The sequence below is a fragment of the Aquimarina litoralis genome, from assembly GCF_019295435.1.
Lineage (GTDB): Bacteria > Bacteroidota > Bacteroidia > Flavobacteriales > Flavobacteriaceae > Aquimarina > Aquimarina litoralis_A.
Window position 1 is genome coordinate 1 of record NZ_WEKL01000071.1, and the last position, 16,299, is coordinate 16,299.

At 31.7% G+C, this 16,299-nt stretch carries 12 protein-coding genes and 3 tRNA genes; 9 read left to right on the top strand and 6 right to left on the bottom strand.

The window, feature by feature from the left end:
• Both GBO31_RS22270 and GBO31_RS22275 read right to left on the bottom strand, forming a co-directional pair.
• On the bottom strand, nucleotides 1-1,073 hold a 1,073-nt coding region (locus GBO31_RS22270; protein ID WP_219010789.1), incomplete at its 3' end, for a WG repeat-containing protein.
• 98 nt (nucleotides 1,074-1,171) lie between these two features.
• The gene (locus GBO31_RS22275) at nucleotides 1,172-2,701 is read right to left on the bottom strand and encodes an HAL/PAL/TAL family ammonia-lyase (protein WP_219010791.1); all 1,530 of its coding nucleotides are present in this window, start codon (nucleotides 2,699-2,701) and stop codon (nucleotides 1,172-1,174) included.
• Between the two features lie 102 nt (nucleotides 2,702-2,803).
• Between GBO31_RS22275 and GBO31_RS22280 the strand changes: the two genes are divergently transcribed.
• Nucleotides 2,804-4,045, top strand: a complete 1,242-nt coding sequence (locus GBO31_RS22280) for an NAD(P)/FAD-dependent oxidoreductase (protein ID WP_219010792.1) — start codon at nucleotides 2,804-2,806, stop codon at nucleotides 4,043-4,045.
• Between the two features lie 72 nt (nucleotides 4,046-4,117).
• On the opposite strand, the gene GBO31_RS22285 is transcribed toward GBO31_RS22280, so the two are convergent.
• The 3 genes from GBO31_RS22285 to GBO31_RS22295 form a co-directional block, all read right to left on the bottom strand.
• Nucleotides 4,118-5,734 carry a hypothetical protein gene (locus GBO31_RS22285; protein WP_219010794.1) on the bottom strand — a complete coding sequence of 539 codons (1,617 nt, stop codon included), beginning with the start codon at nucleotides 5,732-5,734 and terminating at the stop codon, nucleotides 4,118-4,120.
• A 243-nt stretch (nucleotides 5,735-5,977) separates the two neighbouring features.
• Nucleotides 5,978-7,609 (bottom strand): hypothetical protein, encoded by a 1,632-nt coding sequence (locus GBO31_RS22290; RefSeq protein WP_219010795.1) that lies wholly within the window; start codon nucleotides 7,607-7,609, stop codon nucleotides 5,978-5,980.
• A gap of 139 nt (nucleotides 7,610-7,748) precedes the next feature.
• Nucleotides 7,749-9,371 carry a hypothetical protein gene (locus GBO31_RS22295; RefSeq protein WP_219010797.1) on the bottom strand — a complete coding sequence of 541 codons (1,623 nt, stop codon included), beginning with the start codon at nucleotides 9,369-9,371 and terminating at the stop codon, nucleotides 7,749-7,751.
• 257 nt (nucleotides 9,372-9,628) lie between these two features.
• Between GBO31_RS22295 and GBO31_RS22300 the strand changes: the two genes are divergently transcribed.
• From GBO31_RS22300 to GBO31_RS22315, 4 genes are all read left to right on the top strand, one after another.
• Nucleotides 9,629-9,712: transfer RNA gene (locus GBO31_RS22300), tRNA-Ser, on the top strand.
• 29 nt (nucleotides 9,713-9,741) lie between these two features.
• Nucleotides 9,742-9,816, top strand: a tRNA-Pro gene (locus tag GBO31_RS22305).
• Nucleotides 9,817-9,841: 25 nt separating this feature from the next.
• A tRNA-Arg gene (locus GBO31_RS22310) sits at nucleotides 9,842-9,915 on the top strand.
• Nucleotides 9,916-10,131: 216 nt separating this feature from the next.
• Nucleotides 10,132-11,475 carry a hypothetical protein gene (locus GBO31_RS22315; protein WP_219010799.1) on the top strand — a complete coding sequence of 448 codons (1,344 nt, stop codon included), beginning with the start codon at nucleotides 10,132-10,134 and terminating at the stop codon, nucleotides 11,473-11,475.
• Between the two features lie 168 nt (nucleotides 11,476-11,643).
• Here GBO31_RS22315 and mog read toward each other — a convergent pair whose 3' ends face one another.
• On the bottom strand, nucleotides 11,644-12,174 hold the full coding sequence (mog, locus tag GBO31_RS22320) for a molybdopterin adenylyltransferase (protein WP_219010801.1): 531 nt from the start codon (nucleotides 12,172-12,174) through the stop codon (nucleotides 11,644-11,646).
• Nucleotides 12,175-12,350: 176 nt separating this feature from the next.
• Here mog and GBO31_RS22325 point away from each other — a divergent pair, with 176 nt between their 5' ends.
• From GBO31_RS22325 to GBO31_RS22340, 4 genes are all read left to right on the top strand, one after another.
• Nucleotides 12,351-13,577, top strand: coding sequence for a GTP-binding protein (locus tag GBO31_RS22325; protein WP_219010802.1), 1,227 nt, complete (start codon nucleotides 12,351-12,353; stop codon nucleotides 13,575-13,577).
• Nucleotides 13,578-13,766: 189 nt separating this feature from the next.
• Nucleotides 13,767-14,480, top strand: a complete 714-nt coding sequence (locus GBO31_RS22330; protein WP_219010804.1) for a hypothetical protein — start codon at nucleotides 13,767-13,769, stop codon at nucleotides 14,478-14,480.
• Between the two features lie 54 nt (nucleotides 14,481-14,534).
• Complete coding sequence (locus GBO31_RS22335) at nucleotides 14,535-15,032, top strand: hypothetical protein (protein WP_219010806.1); 498 nt, start codon at nucleotides 14,535-14,537, stop codon at nucleotides 15,030-15,032.
• 122 nt (nucleotides 15,033-15,154) lie between these two features.
• Nucleotides 15,155-16,084 carry a GTP-binding protein gene (locus GBO31_RS22340; RefSeq protein ID WP_219010807.1) on the top strand — a complete coding sequence of 310 codons (930 nt, stop codon included), beginning with the start codon at nucleotides 15,155-15,157 and terminating at the stop codon, nucleotides 16,082-16,084.
• Nucleotides 16,085-16,299 lie beyond the last annotated feature (215 nt).

Below are 16,299 nucleotides of genomic sequence, written 5' to 3' on the forward strand. Positions count from 1 at the left end.
GTTAAAAAGCCCCATTTTTTTTCATATTTCACACGCGCTAAACCGTCAATAAATCCTTTTTGCTGAGACTTACCAGACAAGAATCCGAAACTTCCAGCAGTAATACCATATTTTGTCTCGATAAGCAACTCACCTTTTGTGTTTATGAATCCCCAATCTTCTATTTTAACTGGAGCCATTCCATTTTCATCAAAATAATCTACGTCATCGTATTTATTTTCGATAACTACTTTTCCATTAGTATCAATAAAGCCCCATTTGTTACCATCATAAACCCCAGCATATCCATTTTTAAAAGCTTTTGCTTTTACAAACTGCGGTTCAATAGCCCATTTACCTGAAGTATCAATGAATCCATATTTTTCATCTTTCATGGCAATTGTATATTTACCTCCTTCTCTAAAATCCCATATTTTAGTAGCTCCTTCTACTTCATTAAATTTGGAATCAGAAACAATTCCGTATACATCTTCTCCTTTTTCCGCTCTAGCCACTCCATTTCTAAAATTTCCAATAGATGTATATTCAGGTTTTATAATAACACTTCCTTTATTATCTATAATTCCCCATTGACCAGATTGATTGGCAAATCTTGCATATCCATTCTGGAATCCTTTGATAACTTTGTATTCAGGCTTTACAATAACCTCACCTTTCGCATTCATTAATCCAACTTTTTTTTCGTCTCTAACAAATGCAACACCTTCTTTAAACGGATATATTTTCTCGGCATCAGAATAGGACAACTCTTTTCCTTCTTTATTAATATATATCCATTTCTTATCTTTCAAAACTACAGCTACGCCACTATTAAAATCTTTAGCTTTTCCAAACTGAGGCTCTAAAAGCCATTTACCATCAGGAAGTATGTATCCCCATTTCTTTCCATCTAAAACTAGAGCTACTCCATCCGCAAAACTGTTTGCTTTCTTAAATTGTGGTTGTATTACATACTCTGCCTTTTTATTTATGTAACCAAATTTTCCATCTTCCCTAACTTTTGCAAGCTCCTGAGAAAATATTGTTTGTAAACCAAATACTAATGCTAGTGTAATTAAAATTGCTTTTTTCATTATATTTATATTTAAGGTTTATTTTTTAGTACAAATAAAAAAGCATAAGTAAACATGCTTTTCCTAATAATAAAACATATTAAATCTAAATCCAATAATTAATAAGCATTATTTTCTTTTAAAAAGTCTTTAACCCCTTGTACGTATGGGTATGTAATGTAATCTTTATTAAACGGAGGTACTATTTCTTTGATATCCTTCACTAATTTCTGAGTTCTACTAGAAAGTTTATCACCAAAGTTCAGATACTCTAATGCTTGTACAATAGTCATTAACTCTATAGCAAGGACTTCAAATGTATTTTCTATTACAGTTTTAGTCATATTCGCAGCATTAGTCCCCATACTAACAATATCTTGATTATCATTATTATTAGGAATACTATGCACATACATAGAATTAGAAAGTGTTTGATTTTCTGCCGTTGTAGAAACTGCAGTAAACTGAATTCCTTGCATTCCAAAATTAAAACCTAACTTTCCTAAATTCGCAAAAGGAGGCAAAATATCGTTCAACTTGGAGTTTAACAAATAATTCAATTGACGTTCTGCCAGCATTGAAAGCTTAGTAACTACTAACTTTAATTTATCCATCTCTAAAGAAACATAATCTCCATGGAAATTACCACCATGATATACATGTTCTGTCTCTACATCTATAATAGGATTATCATTTGCAGAATTTAGTTCTTCTATAAGTATTCTTCCTACATGCTTGATCGTATCACATACAGGACCTAAAATTTGAGGAACACATCTTAAAGAATAGTATTCTTGTACTTTCTCTTTAAAATAAGTATCCCCATTTTGACCAGAATACAAATGCTCAGTACGATCTCTAGTCAACTTACTATCGGATAGATGCTCTCGCATTTTACGCGCAACATCTTGTTGCCCTAAATGTAATTTACTATGATTAAGCTCTTCCGATAAATGATCATCATAAGCCTGTACTATTTCATTAATTGCAGAGGAACAAACTATAGACCAATCCAGTAACTTTTGCGCATTGATTACATTAACGATACCGATACCGGTCATAGCAGAAGTACCATTCATTAAAGCCAACCCTTCTCGGATCTTAACTTCAATTGGAGTAAGACCTAATTCGTTAAAAACATCTTTTGTATTTCTTCTTTCTCCTTTATAAAAAACTTCTCCTTCTCCAATTAAAACAAGCGCCAAATGAGCTAATTGCACTAAATCTCCACTTGCTCCAACACCACCATGTTCAAAAATCAGAGGGGTAATATCATGATTTATTAAATCTTTTAAACCTCTAATTACTGAAACATTCACTCCAGATTTACCTAGAGATAATGTATTTAATCGTGCTAACATTAAAGCCTTTACATATGAAGGCTCCATAGGCTTTCCAGTTCCAGACGAATGACTTCTGATTAGATTAAATTGCAATTCTATCCTATCCTTATCATCAATCTTATATTGAGCCATAGGACCAAATCCAGTATTTACACCGTAGATTACTTTATTCTCAGAAAATTTTTCTAAAAATTTATAGCTATCATCTACTCTTTTAACAATGGATTCCTCTATTGTAACCTCTTTTCCCTTAAAAATAACGCTAAGGAAATCTTTAATTTCTAACCTTTCTTCTGATATTAGCATTCGCGAATTAGTAAGTTTTTTCCAATATTTGTAAAAAAATTCAAGTTTACTCTTTATTTTTACGAGGGCAAATGTAATGTATTTAAAGTACCTTTGAAAATTATGAAAAAAGAAAATGTAGATGTTCTAGTTATTGGAGCTGGCCCTTCGGGCAGTGTTAGCGCCGCTTATCTTAACAAACATGGAATAAATGTTAAGGTAGTTGAAAAGACAAAGTTCCCACGTTTTCAAGTCGGGGAAAGCCTAATTCCCAGATGTATGGATAATTTTGATGAAGCAGGTCTTTTGGATTGTTTGATGAAACAAGGGTATGAAAAAAAACATGGCGCTCGTTTTATTAAGGATGGAGTCCATGGTTGTTTCGATTTTAGTAAAAAACATGGTGATGGTTGGGATTGGACATGGCAAGTTCCCAGAGATCATTTTGATAAAACATTAATTGATGAAGCCATTAGACAAGGTGTAAATGTAGACTTCGAGACGGAAGTTACTAATGTTGAATTTGAAGGTACTGATTCTATTACTACATTGAAACACAAAGATGGCTCGGAAAGTCAAATTGAAGCTAAATTCATTATTGACTCTAGTGGTTTTGGACGTGTAATCGCAAAACAATTAGGGCTTGAAGCTCCTCCAAAAATTGCAGAACACGGCTCTATTTTTACACAAGTTAAGGATGTAAATCGACCTGAAGGAGTTGAAGGCACAACAATTACATTTGAAATTATTGAAACAGAAGTATGGTTCTGGTATATTCCATTTTCTAATGGTAATACAAGTATTGGCTTTGTAGGGCCTATGGATTGGATCAACAAATTTGAAGGAAGTAAAACCGAGGTGTTACAAGAGATGATGAAAACCTCACCTTATTACTATAAACAATTTAAAGATGTACCCTATCTTTTCGAACCTTACAAAGTAGAAAACATATCTAAAAATGTTACGAAGCTTTTTGGAGATGGCTTTGTTTTAACCGGAAATAGCGCTGAGTTTCTTGACCCTGTTTTCTCTTCAGGAGTATCTTTTGCTACGGAGACAGGTTTATTAGCAGCTAAGCTTGCTATTAAACAACTAAATAAGGAAGAAGTTGATTGGCAAGAAGATTTTGTAAATTATATGAAAAGAGGCGTTGATGTATTCTCTACCTATGTAAAGGAATGGTATACAGGCAACTTACAAAAAATCATTTTTCATGATAAGCCTAGAGAAGACTTTAGAGAACAAATTTGCGCTGTGTTAGCAGGGTATGTATGGGACCAAACTAATCCTTTTGTAAGGAAACATGGTCATATCGTAAGAAATGTTGCTAAGCTTGTAGAAATGGAAGAAAATATGTCAGAGTAATTTCTACTCTAATATCTAATACAAAAAAGAGGAGGCAAATGCCTCCTCTTTTAATTTGACCAAATAAAAATTCTATCTTGCCTTTACTTTTACCAGAAAATCTTTGTTATCACCATTAAAACCTTCAATCAAAATCTCAGAACTTGAGAGCTTCAAAATATTATCAGTAATAAAATTTTCTAATTTTTTTCCATTATTAACATCTGCTAAATTAAAAATTGGTTCTTTGGTAATAGATCCATTTTCATCATTGATAACATATGCCATTAAATAACCTGTAGTAAGATCCCATAATGGTGATGGAGCTTCATCTTCGGCTCGGTTTAAATTTGCTATATGATCCTGATAAAATAGATAATGCTTCCCATTTAAACCGACATACTCAAATGACATTTCTGAAGCACCTCTATTATCTACCCGTTGTTGTTTGGGTAATCGTTGTGACCAAGCTAGTGATCCATCTGAAAGAATTTTAGCTACATAAATATCATCAAATCTTCTTGAAACAGTTGAATGGGTATAGCCTATCGATGCACTACTTATACTTCTAGAATAATTATTATACTGCTCACCTATCAACAAGATACTTTCCTCATCACTATATACCACATCAGTGATTTTTAAATTATTAAAATAAGGCCCTAGCTTACTTCTATATTTTTTAAGTATCCTAGTATCTTCCTTATACTTATTCAGTATTTTATCTTGGAAATTATATCTGTTTACTTTCAGCAAACCTTTTGCCTTATCATAGTAAGAAAAGAAGAACCCTATAGGCGAGAGCACACCATCTTTTTTCTTCATATCAAATATTTTCCCTAACGTACCTGTTACCATAACACCTCCTTTAGGATTTTGACCAATTGCTGTCATGTCCACAAAATAATCATCCACATCAATCTTACTAATTACAAAGTCATTCGCATCTTTATGAAGTTCTAGTAATTCAATACTACTATCTGGATTTAAAAAGGGTTTCTTTTTTTTACTTTTTTCGTCTTTATAAACTCTGGTTAAAAAATAAAAACTACCTTCATTATCTATTGAATAATCAAGATTCATACATACGGTCTTTTTGTAAGGAATCTTGATATTATTACTCCAGATCTTGTCTACATTTTTATCAAAAACATTCACAGAATATCTTTCAAATTTCTTTAGCTCTTTATCTTTTGATGGATTCAACTTATACAAAACCAAGAATTTTGTTTTATCAAAAGAAACCTTAAAATCAAAAGCACGAGTAGATATTTCATCTCCAATACTTAAAACAGTTTTAAAATCACTAATCACTAAATCATTAAGAGATATGGTTCTAATGTTTATTATACTACTATCATTCTTTTTATCCCATAAACGATATAAAAACACAACATTGTCACCGACACGCTCTACTCTAATTAATTTTCCTTTCTCCGTATCCTCAAAAAAGCCTACCTTTTCAATTCTTTCAATTTCTTTTAGCGTTATTGGGTCAAATTTTTGAATTATTAAATCATACCTTTTATGATTTGCAAACTTTATAACGTATTCATTATGCCTGTAAAATTCTTTTATACCTCCCGCTGTTTCACTAAACTCTTCTCCTACTTCTACCGTAAAATTTTCAGATAATTTAATGTTTTCTTGAGCAAATAGATTAAACGAGGATATTAGAAATCCTAACAAAAAGATATAAGTGTTTTTCATATGTGATGGTTTTATTTTAACTGAATTAAAAATGTATGTTTTATTACTTTTTTAGATTATTTAATTCCCTTTTCAATTATATCAGTTTTTCATTGATTCATATCTAAGTATCAGAACAAGGGTAAATGTTACCATGAAATCTTAAATTTATTCCACTAAAAAAGGAAGCCTAAACTTCCTTTTTTTATTAGTTAAAATGGTTTCACTTCTTTTTAAAAGAGATAAACCAGATAATTTTTAAAATTAATTTACAATCAATTTACCTAAAGCATTTCCTTCTTTACTACCTCCGTAAATCCAATATGTATTAGAGTTTTGTCTATACTTTGCAGATGGCTTAACAACTATTTGTTTCTTTTGAAACTCCTCTGGATCCGTTCTAGAAATCTCTCCGGTCTCTTCATTAAAAGAAAATACTACAGGAATCATATTACTAATCCTTTTTGTCTTCTTTACATCATCTAATTTGGTAACACCGATATTTTTAGGATCATCATTTACAACTACAGTTAATTGTCCGTTATGATAAATTGGTATTGCACTTAAATACTCTGGTCCACTCCCCAAAATAGTTAAAGGAAAATACAACCCTGCAGAAACGGAGACTCCTCCAGAAGCACCTACAAGACCAATAGAAAAACCTAATTCTGAAACTACCACTTGTTGTTTTTTAGGTAACACATTGCTCCAATCCAAAGTACCGTCTTTCTTTAAAGCGGTCACTATTATTTCATTTGCGATATAGGTATATGGTGTAATTGCCATTGGCCCGAATCCACTAGACTTTCCTTCGATAACCAATTTATATTCTGAAAGCACGATAACTCCTCCATTATCTCTTTCTACAAAAGCAATGTTTCTATAAAATGGCTTTAAATCTTTACCTTTTTTAGCTCTTCTTTCTCCAATTAATTGTGCTTTAGTTTCTACAGTAAAGTCGTTAAATGTTTTTTTCACAACTTCGCCTTTGCTGTAGTCAAAAATAACATCGTATACACCTTCAATTGTAGATTCTGCTTTACCACTTTTCTTCAAATCAGAATAAAAACCAATAGCATGTAAAACATTATCTTTAGTTTCCATTAAACTACAACTTAATGCTCGTTTACCCTCTAACACAACTGTAGTTACTTGCTTTTCATAGTTATTTTTAGCTAAATACGCATGTATCGTTATGTTATTAATACTTGTTTTCTTTTTCTTATCTCTATAGCTTTCCGTTGTGGTAATTAACACATCTCCTTTTTCATTTACTTGTACATCAGAAAAGTCAAAAAATTGTCTGTTTTTTTCCTCAAAAACAACTTCATAACTATCATTCAAGACAGCAGTTAAAGTATCATCTAAAAGAATTGTTGTATACTTTAGTTGTTCTTTTTTAGAGTTAATACCAACATGTGCAACTAAATAATTAAAATCATCATATGAAGTAGTAAATACAAAGGTTCCTTTCTTCTTTTTACTTTCAACAGGAACTGACAATACGTTGGTAGTATTGACAATTTCATTCCCTACAATCTCTTTTGCTAAGAAATTATTGGTTTTAGCCTTTTTATCATAGTAAGAAAGCATTAAAAACACCTTTTCTCCAACAACAGCTAAATCCTCTACAAATAACTTGTATCCATCGATTTTATCAAATTCAAGTAGTGTGCTACTTTTAAAAGATTTTGTAGCAGCATCAAAAGTTTGTAAAAAATAACTTTTCTTCTTTTTTGCTAATGCATAAACAATATTGTTTCTTTCTCCGGCTATTTGGATAACGTTTCCATCTTTAGAAGTTATTGCTTCACCAAAATCAAGATCAATATTCCCTACCTTTAATTGGGCAAATGATGCTGTAGTAACCAGTAATAACAGTAATAATTTTCTCATAAATATATTTTTGGGGCACAAAAATATATTAATAAATTTAAATAAGATATGTTTTTAGAAAAAAGCACATCTTATTTTTTATTTCCTCATTATTCTTCCCTAAAAAAGAATAATAAGCACTTATTTAAGAAAAAAACTATTATTTAGTAGAAGAAACCTTCAGAAGTAAGTTGTTCTTTTTACCATCAAACGCTTCAAAGATCATATCCTGATTAGGTAAAGTTGCTGCTTTATATACCTCAAGATTATCTAATCGAGAATTTCTAATATCACTTCCAGTTAAAATTGGCTCTTTAATTACCTGACCAGTAGCATCATCAATTGTATAAGATGTTAGATATAAAAATTCTTTTTTACCATCAAAATATCGAGTTGGATATTCATCAAAAGATCTTTTAAGATTGGTAAAATCTTCAATATAAAACAAGTAATGCTTTCCAGAGTTTTTAAAATTAAGGTAAGACATACTCCTTTTCCCTTTAGCTCCCGTTTGATACTTAGGTAATCTATGAAACCATTTCACAACACCTTCTGACGTTAATTTTGAAGCTATTACATCTCTATAGAAATATTTATAAGTAGTTCTAGAGCCGGAAGAACTAGAAGTTGTAAAAGACTCTACATATCGTTGTTCTCCAAGTACTACAAGGCTACCATCTTCATTATATACTACATCATTAACCTTTAAACTTTCGAAATCTTTTTTATCCTTTTCATCCTGAGTTCCTTCATTAATACGCTCTTCTCTTTTTAGTGCATATTCTTGTGCTATTCGGGTAGGAATATCACTTTTTACTACAGAAGACACCACTCCTTCATCATTTAAACTTGCTGAAAACAAACCAGAAGCTTCTATTTTATTATCATTGTTTACATAAAAACCTGAAACTCTAACTTTTCCCTGTTTATCCAAGCCAATTACTGCATCCATTATAGATTTTCCTGGCAACTCTATTTTACTCTTAATAATATCTTTAGGGTTTTCCTTTATCTTAAAAACTTCGGTCCTGTAAGTGCTTTCTAATTTACTCTTTTCTTCATCTCCAGAATTAAATATAGAGGCAGTCATATAAAAACTACCTTCATTATCGATTGCAAAATCTTCATTTTCTACTTTCTTACTTGCATAAGGCAGTCGTACTTTTCTACTCCAAAGCAATTTCAGATTAGCATCATAAACGCTTATTCCTATTTTATCTGCCTTATCACTAGCAGTTTTTACCCTAAACAGTACTAAAAGTTTAGAACCATCAAACGATTTTTTAAAAACGAATTTGTTGATTCTTCCTCCTGCATCAAAACCATGGGTACTTTTAAAACCTACATCATTTGTAATATTATCCTTATCACTTCCTACCAAAACAGGTTTTTCTGCAATAATACCAGTCAATGATATTCGTTGGGCAAATGCTTTATCTTTTACCGTATAAAAGACTACTGCTTTACCATTCAAATTCATTACAGTCTGAAAATCTCCTTTATCTTCAATGATTTGTCTTTTCTTTACATCTTCTTTCAGATCTTTCAATGTAAATCGTTGGACAGTCATATTTCTTCTACCTTTCTTAATGGCAACCATATGTTCTCCAGAAGCAACATAATAGGAATTTAGACTTTTAATCCTTTTATACTTCTCTCCTATCTTAAAACTAAAATCTTCAGAAAGCACTGGTTTCTGGGCATATGCGTATCCATTAATCAAAATGAGAAAGAATACCAAGCATTTTATATTCATTACTGTTTTTCTATTTTTCAAATGCATATGTAATAGTATTTGGGTCGAGTAACACAAATATATGATTCTAGATTGAAATCACTATTTATATCTTTTGATATCGTATTGTTTTAATTTTTTCAAAAATTATTCCAAATGAAAAAACTGATTTTCAACTTTTTAAAATTATATCCTTATTAAAACGAAAATAATGCTAAAAAAATGTTGCATGATAGACTCATAAAAGCTACATTTGCATCCGCATTTGAAATATTAATGTGATGTTCATAATCAATTTTGATTTAGGAGAGGTGCCAGAGTGGTAATGGAGCAGATTGCTAATCTGTCAACGCGTAAGTGTTGCCCGGGTTCGAATCCCGGTCTCTCCGCTTTAATTTTGAGTATTATTTTCAAAATTCGGGGTGTAGCGTAGCCCGGTTATCGCGCCGCGTTTGGGACGCGGAGGTCGCAGGTTCGAATCCTGCCACCCCGACAGTTTGAAAAACATATGATGTACTGGTCGCGTAGCTCAGCTGGATAGAGCATCTGCCTTCTAAGCAGACGGTCACAGGTTCGAATCCTGTCGCGATCACAGGAAGCCTTACTTTTTAGTAAGGCTTTTTTGTTTCTTATCATTTTTATAAAAACAAAACCGATAACAATCCGTCCACTTCTCTTTTTAGAACATTCAGATTTATCCAAAACACTCTTATTTTCACTGAAAGCAGTGTAACACAACTAATGTATTCCCTATAATTTCGATCTGTAAATTATGCACATCCATATAACCGAATAAAAACACCAAAAAATGAAAAAAATATTGTTCTTGTCATTCTTTTTAACACTTCTGACGGTTTCATGTGACACAGATAAAAAATCAGAAAACAAAGTTCAAGAAAAAGACAATAATTCAAGTATTAGTGCAAAACCTATAGAAAACACTCATAACAAAACCAACCAAAATCAAAAAATAGAAAATCAGTGGTTAGTTATTCTATCAGGAGCGCAAAGCCATGAAGAAGCATTACAAATACAAAAAAAATATACATTCGAAACAACAGTATTAAATTCTGCACAATACAGTAATTTAAACAATGGATGGTTCATTAACTGTATACCTTTTAAGACGAAGGAAGATGCAGAAAAAGAATTAGCTGCTCTTAAAACAAAGAAAATTAAAAGCTATATAAAATTTTCAGGAAAGTTAATCACTCCTATCACAGAAGATTACTTTTTAATCTATGGAAATAGATATATGCTCTTAGATACTAAAGTTGATGTAAATGCTATTGATGACATTTATGGATACGAAAAAATCAACTACGGAGAATATGTCGCGAGCGCAACTTGCAAAAAGGAATATCTTCCTACTACCATACAAAATATGCGCAATTCTACTGTTACTATACACAATGCAAAAGGTGAACAAACAACTTCTAAGATTCTTGATTTCGTTATAATTGCTGTACCATCATTACATTGGAGTCAAATTGAACGCTATGATGACGAATCTATACATGTAGCGACACGTCATAATGAAGCAGAAAATAGAGAAAGAGCTGCAGAAATTATGGATATGAAGGAAAATGTAAAACTTGTTGCTATTCTTCATGATTTTAATAAAGATTTCAAACCTTTAATCGCACGCATCAATACACTTAAACAGGATTATCGATTTACAATTAAAAATCCGCATAAAGAAGTTCTAAATCAAGTAGCAACAACCAAAATATATAAAGAAAATACCGCTTTAGCCAATGAACAATTAGGAATAGACAATTCCAATATTGAAAATCATGTACAAACAATCACCACTTATAAAATTAAAAATCATTTGTATACGTATGTGAATTTCATATTTGGAGATGCTTGTGCTTACGGAAAGTATGGAGATTTTTATACTAACATCTCCTTGCTATGGGATCATACAAATGAAAAATTTGAGTATATAAAAACATTGGATCATTACGAGAATTCATACAGCACCACAACACATGATTTTAAATTTACACCTATTTTTTCTTCGAATAACCAACCTCGGTTAACAGGTTTTATAACTACTAATTTTGAAGGCTCTCATCTCTATATAAACAAGAATAATCAATGGATAAATACTAAAAAAATAGAATTTAATGTGAATGGATGTGAGTAAAACTTATTCTACTTTTTTCTAATTAAAATACAAGTAATCAAAAATAACACTAGCTTAAAAAAGCAACTACAAACTAGATAGACTTCAAAAAAATGGTTACAAGCACTAATATCGTATAGATTGCAAAAAGCCTTACCTAACTAATAAAACCCTTTTGTTTTTAAGTCATTATTTTTTAGGTCTAAAAACCTTAATATTATTTTCATTTATATCCATAAACGGATGCCCTATTAATTCCAAACAATATGGAATTGCCGGAAATACTGCTTGTATACATTCTCTAATGGATTTAGGTTTTCCAGGAAGATTTACAATTAATGTTTTATTTCGTATTCCGGCTGTTTGCCTAGATAATATTGCCGTTGGGACATACTTTAGGCTTTCTTGACGCATCAACTCTCCAAAACCAGGCATCATCTTCTTGCAGACATTTTCAGTAGCTTCAGGAGTAACATCTCTTGGTGCTGGTCCAGTGCCTCCTGTTGTAAATATCAGGCAGCATTCTTCTTCGTCACTCAGAGCTATTAATTTTTGCTCTATAACATCTTGTTCATCAGGAATTATATGGTATGAAGAAATCCAATCAGAAGCTATATATTCATTCATTACATTTATAATTTCCTTACCAGAAATATCTTCATAAATACCTTTACTTGCTCTATCTGATATCGTAAGCACCCCTATTTTCATCTTATTCATCTATATAATTTTTGCGAAAAATAACACATTAACTTGAGATCCCTTTCTTTTTAATTGAAATAAACAAATTAAGTGTATTACTAAAAGAGGTAAAATCACAATTGCAACTTAGTTGCATTTATTATTTTATTATTAAATTTGAGCTCACATAAATTTTTAATTTTACCCTTAAACTGATGAGTATTTCTAAGAAATTACCTGTTACTGTATTGAGTGGATTCCTAGGAGCTGGAAAAACTACTTTATTAAATCATATTTTACACAATAAAGAAGGGCTTAAAGTTGCTGTTATCGTGAATGACATGAGTGAAGTAAATATTGATGCTCAACTTGTTGAAAATGAAAATACGCTTTCCAGAACTGAAGAAAGGCTTGTAGAAATGTCCAACGGTTGTATTTGTTGCACATTAAGAGAAGACTTGATGATTGAGGTAGAAAAGTTAGCAAAAGAAAACAGATTTGATTATCTCATCATAGAAAGTACAGGAATTTCAGAACCGATACCTGTTGCCCAAACCTTTAGCTTCGCTAGTGAAGATGGACAGCTAGATTTAAGCAGATTTAGCTATGTAGATACCATGGTTACCGTGGTAGATGCCTTTAATTTTCCGAAAGACTTTTCTAGTCCCCAACATCTAATTGATAGAGATCTAACTAATATTGAAAATGACGATCGTACTATTGCTAATCTTCTTACCGATCAAGTAGAATTTGCAAATGTAATTTTATTAAACAAAGTTGATTTAGTTACTGAATCCGAATTAAGAAATTTATACGACATTATTCACAAGTTAAATCCAAAAGCTCGTATTATTCCAACTCAGAATTCTCAGATACCTTTAGCAGAAGTAATTGACACAGGTTTATTCGATTTTTACGAAGCTGAGGCATCAGCAGGATGGATCCAAGAACTTGAAAACGAGCACATCCCTGAAACCGAAGAATACGGAATAGGCTCTTTTGTCTACAGAAGTCGTAAGCCTTTTCATCCGGAACGTTTTTTAGATTTTGCCGCAAATCAATTTTCTTCGAATATCATTCGCAGCAAAGGATTATTCTGGTTGGCTTCTAGACCCGACCAAGCTCTTATTTGGGGTTCTGCAGGTAAATCGTTGAAAACCGATCCTGCAGGTGTGTGGTGGGCCTCCATGCCTTTAGACGAAAGAATGGGTTATGCCGCTTTTGTAAATAATCAAGAAATGATCGAATCCGAATGGAACACCATCTATGGAGATCGTAAAAATGAACTTGTATTTATCGGGCAAAATTTAGATGTAGATGCAACCACAGCAAAATTGAATTCATGTTTATTAACCGATGAGGAAGTAATTCAATGGAAAAACAAACAATTCTCTACTCAAGATAACTGGCCTATTCCAACCTATCAAGAACCAACGTTATAATATAACGAAAGAATAACTAATTGATAATTTCTTATCTGTATTAGCCTTTCAAAAATCTTATTGTAAAATTTTAAGATTTCTTTAGATAATTTATTAATGCAATAATGTTGCATTAATAAATTATCTTTTATATTTACGAGTAATTACAAAGTTATCTCGCAGTAGATATATCACGATAAAATCATCATTATGTTACAAAGAAAATTTGATCAAGTTGTAAAACAACATTTCCCTAATGCCATGGATGCAAAGGACACATCTATTCACTATTTAGGAAAAATGCAAAATGAACACAAGCTTGATATCTCAAAAGTATTAATGGCAACATCAGTTTGCTCTGATGATATCAATGTTCCTTCAACGACCTTTTTTAATGTATTATTTGGTCCTTTTATTATGGGAGGACTTGGAGGTTTACCATTTGTAGGTCAGACAGGTATGACGGCTTTTGCTCATCATATTCCAGATGAAGGTAGTGCCTTTATATTTTATGGCCCTCATATTGGGATAACCTTAGAAGGAGATTTAGGAAAAATGTACAGACCTCGCCAAGAAGAAACTGGAAATTCTTGTGGCGCTCTTATGCTCGCTTTGAGTAGACTTCAAGATTCAAATTATAAACCGGTATTAAGTGAAAATGATTATCAACAAATGAAACTGGAAGAAAGCCTGCTTCCTTACAGAAAAGAAATAATGGATAGTGATAATCCACAAAAAGGGATTACGGAAGCTACTTATAAGATTATTGATGAGAAAATTCATGAGTACATCAAAACTTGTAAAGATGAATTTCCTGTGGATAAAGTAGCACTTTTAGGAGGAGTTATAATCAATACCGACTATGGTTTAGATGATTATTTTGATGCTAAAAACTTTGAAATTGTTGACTTAAAAAACTTATAGCCTAGATTCTTTAATCTCATTTACTTTTTGTTTTAAATCCCAATTTAGTTTAGAATGAAAAAACACCTATATTTTCTTTGTCCTACTGATTATCTGGAACCTGTAATCAACAAGACCTTTGATCAGGAAAATTACTATTATAATTCTTTGGGGAATTCTATAACATTCGATTCGGAAATGGTAGGACAAATAAATAGGTTAGTTCAAACAAATGATATTAAAGAAATTACATTTGCTTTGTCCGATAATAACCACATTATTAGAGACGCCATAAGCAATCGTGATTTTATTGATATACGTGGATTGGAAGAGTTCTACAGTCATATTTTAAACCAAAAGTTAAATTCTGAAATACTTTGGCAAACAGATCAGGATTATTTTTTAGTTTTTTCTTATCACTTGAATAAAAAAATAAGTGAGCTTCAACTTGCATTAAACGTTTTACACAACACTCCAGTAAAAATTTCAGGTAAAATATATAGTAAAGATAAGAACATCTTTGAGGACATTTATTCTGATTTGGTTTGTGTTGACAAACATTGTTTAAATTAATTATAACACATTACCAAAGAAACTTCTATAATCACGAAAAACGTGATACAAAATCTTAGTACTCAATATATATCTTATAAATAAAACTTATATTTAATTCACCTCTAAAAGACGTCATACTATTGAAAAACAAAGAAGCTATTATAACCGTTGTAGGATTTTTAGGTTCAGGAAAAACTACATTATTAAGATATTTGCTAGATAATTTCATTGATAGAAATTGGCGTCCTTATGTTATTCTGAATGATTATGAAAATGCGAATTTAGACGCTCAGCAATTTTCCAAACAATTAGAATTAAATCAAATTAAACCTCTCAGCGGAAGCTGCATTTGTTGCAATGGTATTGTTGAATTAAGGAATACAATTAATAGAATCCCTGAGCGCAAGAAAGGAATCACTTTAATTGAGGCTAACGGAACTTCTGATGCCTGCTCCTTGATGGAATTTCTTGGTGTCGGACTTAATGAACGATTTTTACCACCAATACAAATATCTGTTGTAGATGTTAATAACTGGCAAAATAGAAAAGAACACAATGAACTTGAAGCTAATCAAATCCAAGTTTCCTCGCTTATTGTGTTAACGCATACAGATCAAGTTTCTTCTTCCCGAAAAGATATCGTTATCCAAAGCCTCAAGACTTATAATCCATTAGCGACCATTGTTTCTACAGAGAATTTAGATATTTCGCTACTTCCGGAGTTAATCCCTTCTAACAATGTTGCTCAAACATTTAATCATCAAAAAGCACACTGGGCTTCATCCTCAACAGATTTACCACAACTTCCCGATATAGATTGCATTTATGAAATTTGTGCTTTACTTCCAGAAAATATCCTTAGAGTAAAAGGCTGTGCTCAAATAGAAGGTGATAAAAACTATACGTATTTTGAACGAAAACCAGACGGCAAAATATCTGTTAGACCGTTTAACGGGATACCAATAACAGGACCAAAACTGCTAACAATTGGTCCAGGCAGCAAGCCTACAGTACTTAAGCTCGCAATTGAAACAACTCTAAACCAAAAAAAGTTGTTAAAAAGCCAATAAAAAAATCGAGTTAAATAGCATTAACTCGATTCAAGTTTAGGGATACCTAATGTAACTTATTCTTTATCAGATGCTGCTTCTTTTGCTTTTGCTTTTTCCTGATCTTCTTTAATCATTTGCGCATCCTCTTTTTTAATCATTTCATGCTCAGAAGTCAGTTTTTTATGTTCAACTTCCATTGTCTCATGCTCAGCATTCATAGCTTCATGTTCTTT

What these genes read in the sequence shown, in the direction of transcription:
- GBO31_RS22275 (WP_219010791.1), bottom strand. Translation starts at nt 2,701, where the DNA reads ATGCTAATATCAGAAGAAAGGTTAGAAATTAAAGATTTCCTTAGCGTT.
- mog (WP_219010801.1), bottom strand. Translation starts at nt 12,174, where the DNA reads ATGAATAAGATGAAAATAGGGGTGCTTACGATATCAGATAGAGCAAGT.
- GBO31_RS22325 (WP_219010802.1), top strand. Translation starts at nt 12,351, where the DNA reads ATGAGTATTTCTAAGAAATTACCTGTTACTGTATTGAGTGGATTCCTA.
- GBO31_RS22330 (WP_219010804.1), top strand. Translation starts at nt 13,767, where the DNA reads ATGTTACAAAGAAAATTTGATCAAGTTGTAAAACAACATTTCCCTAAT.
- GBO31_RS22285 (WP_219010794.1), bottom strand. Translation starts at nt 5,734, where the DNA reads ATGAAAAACACTTATATCTTTTTGTTAGGATTTCTAATATCCTCGTTT.
- GBO31_RS22280 (WP_219010792.1), top strand. Translation starts at nt 2,804, where the DNA reads ATGAAAAAAGAAAATGTAGATGTTCTAGTTATTGGAGCTGGCCCTTCG.
- GBO31_RS22290 (WP_219010795.1), bottom strand. Translation starts at nt 7,609, where the DNA reads ATGAGAAAATTATTACTGTTATTACTGGTTACTACAGCATCATTTGCC.
- GBO31_RS22315 (WP_219010799.1), top strand. Translation starts at nt 10,132, where the DNA reads ATGAAAAAAATATTGTTCTTGTCATTCTTTTTAACACTTCTGACGGTT.
- GBO31_RS22295 (WP_219010797.1), bottom strand. Translation starts at nt 9,371, where the DNA reads ATGCATTTGAAAAATAGAAAAACAGTAATGAATATAAAATGCTTGGTA.
- GBO31_RS22335 (WP_219010806.1), top strand. Translation starts at nt 14,535, where the DNA reads ATGAAAAAACACCTATATTTTCTTTGTCCTACTGATTATCTGGAACCT.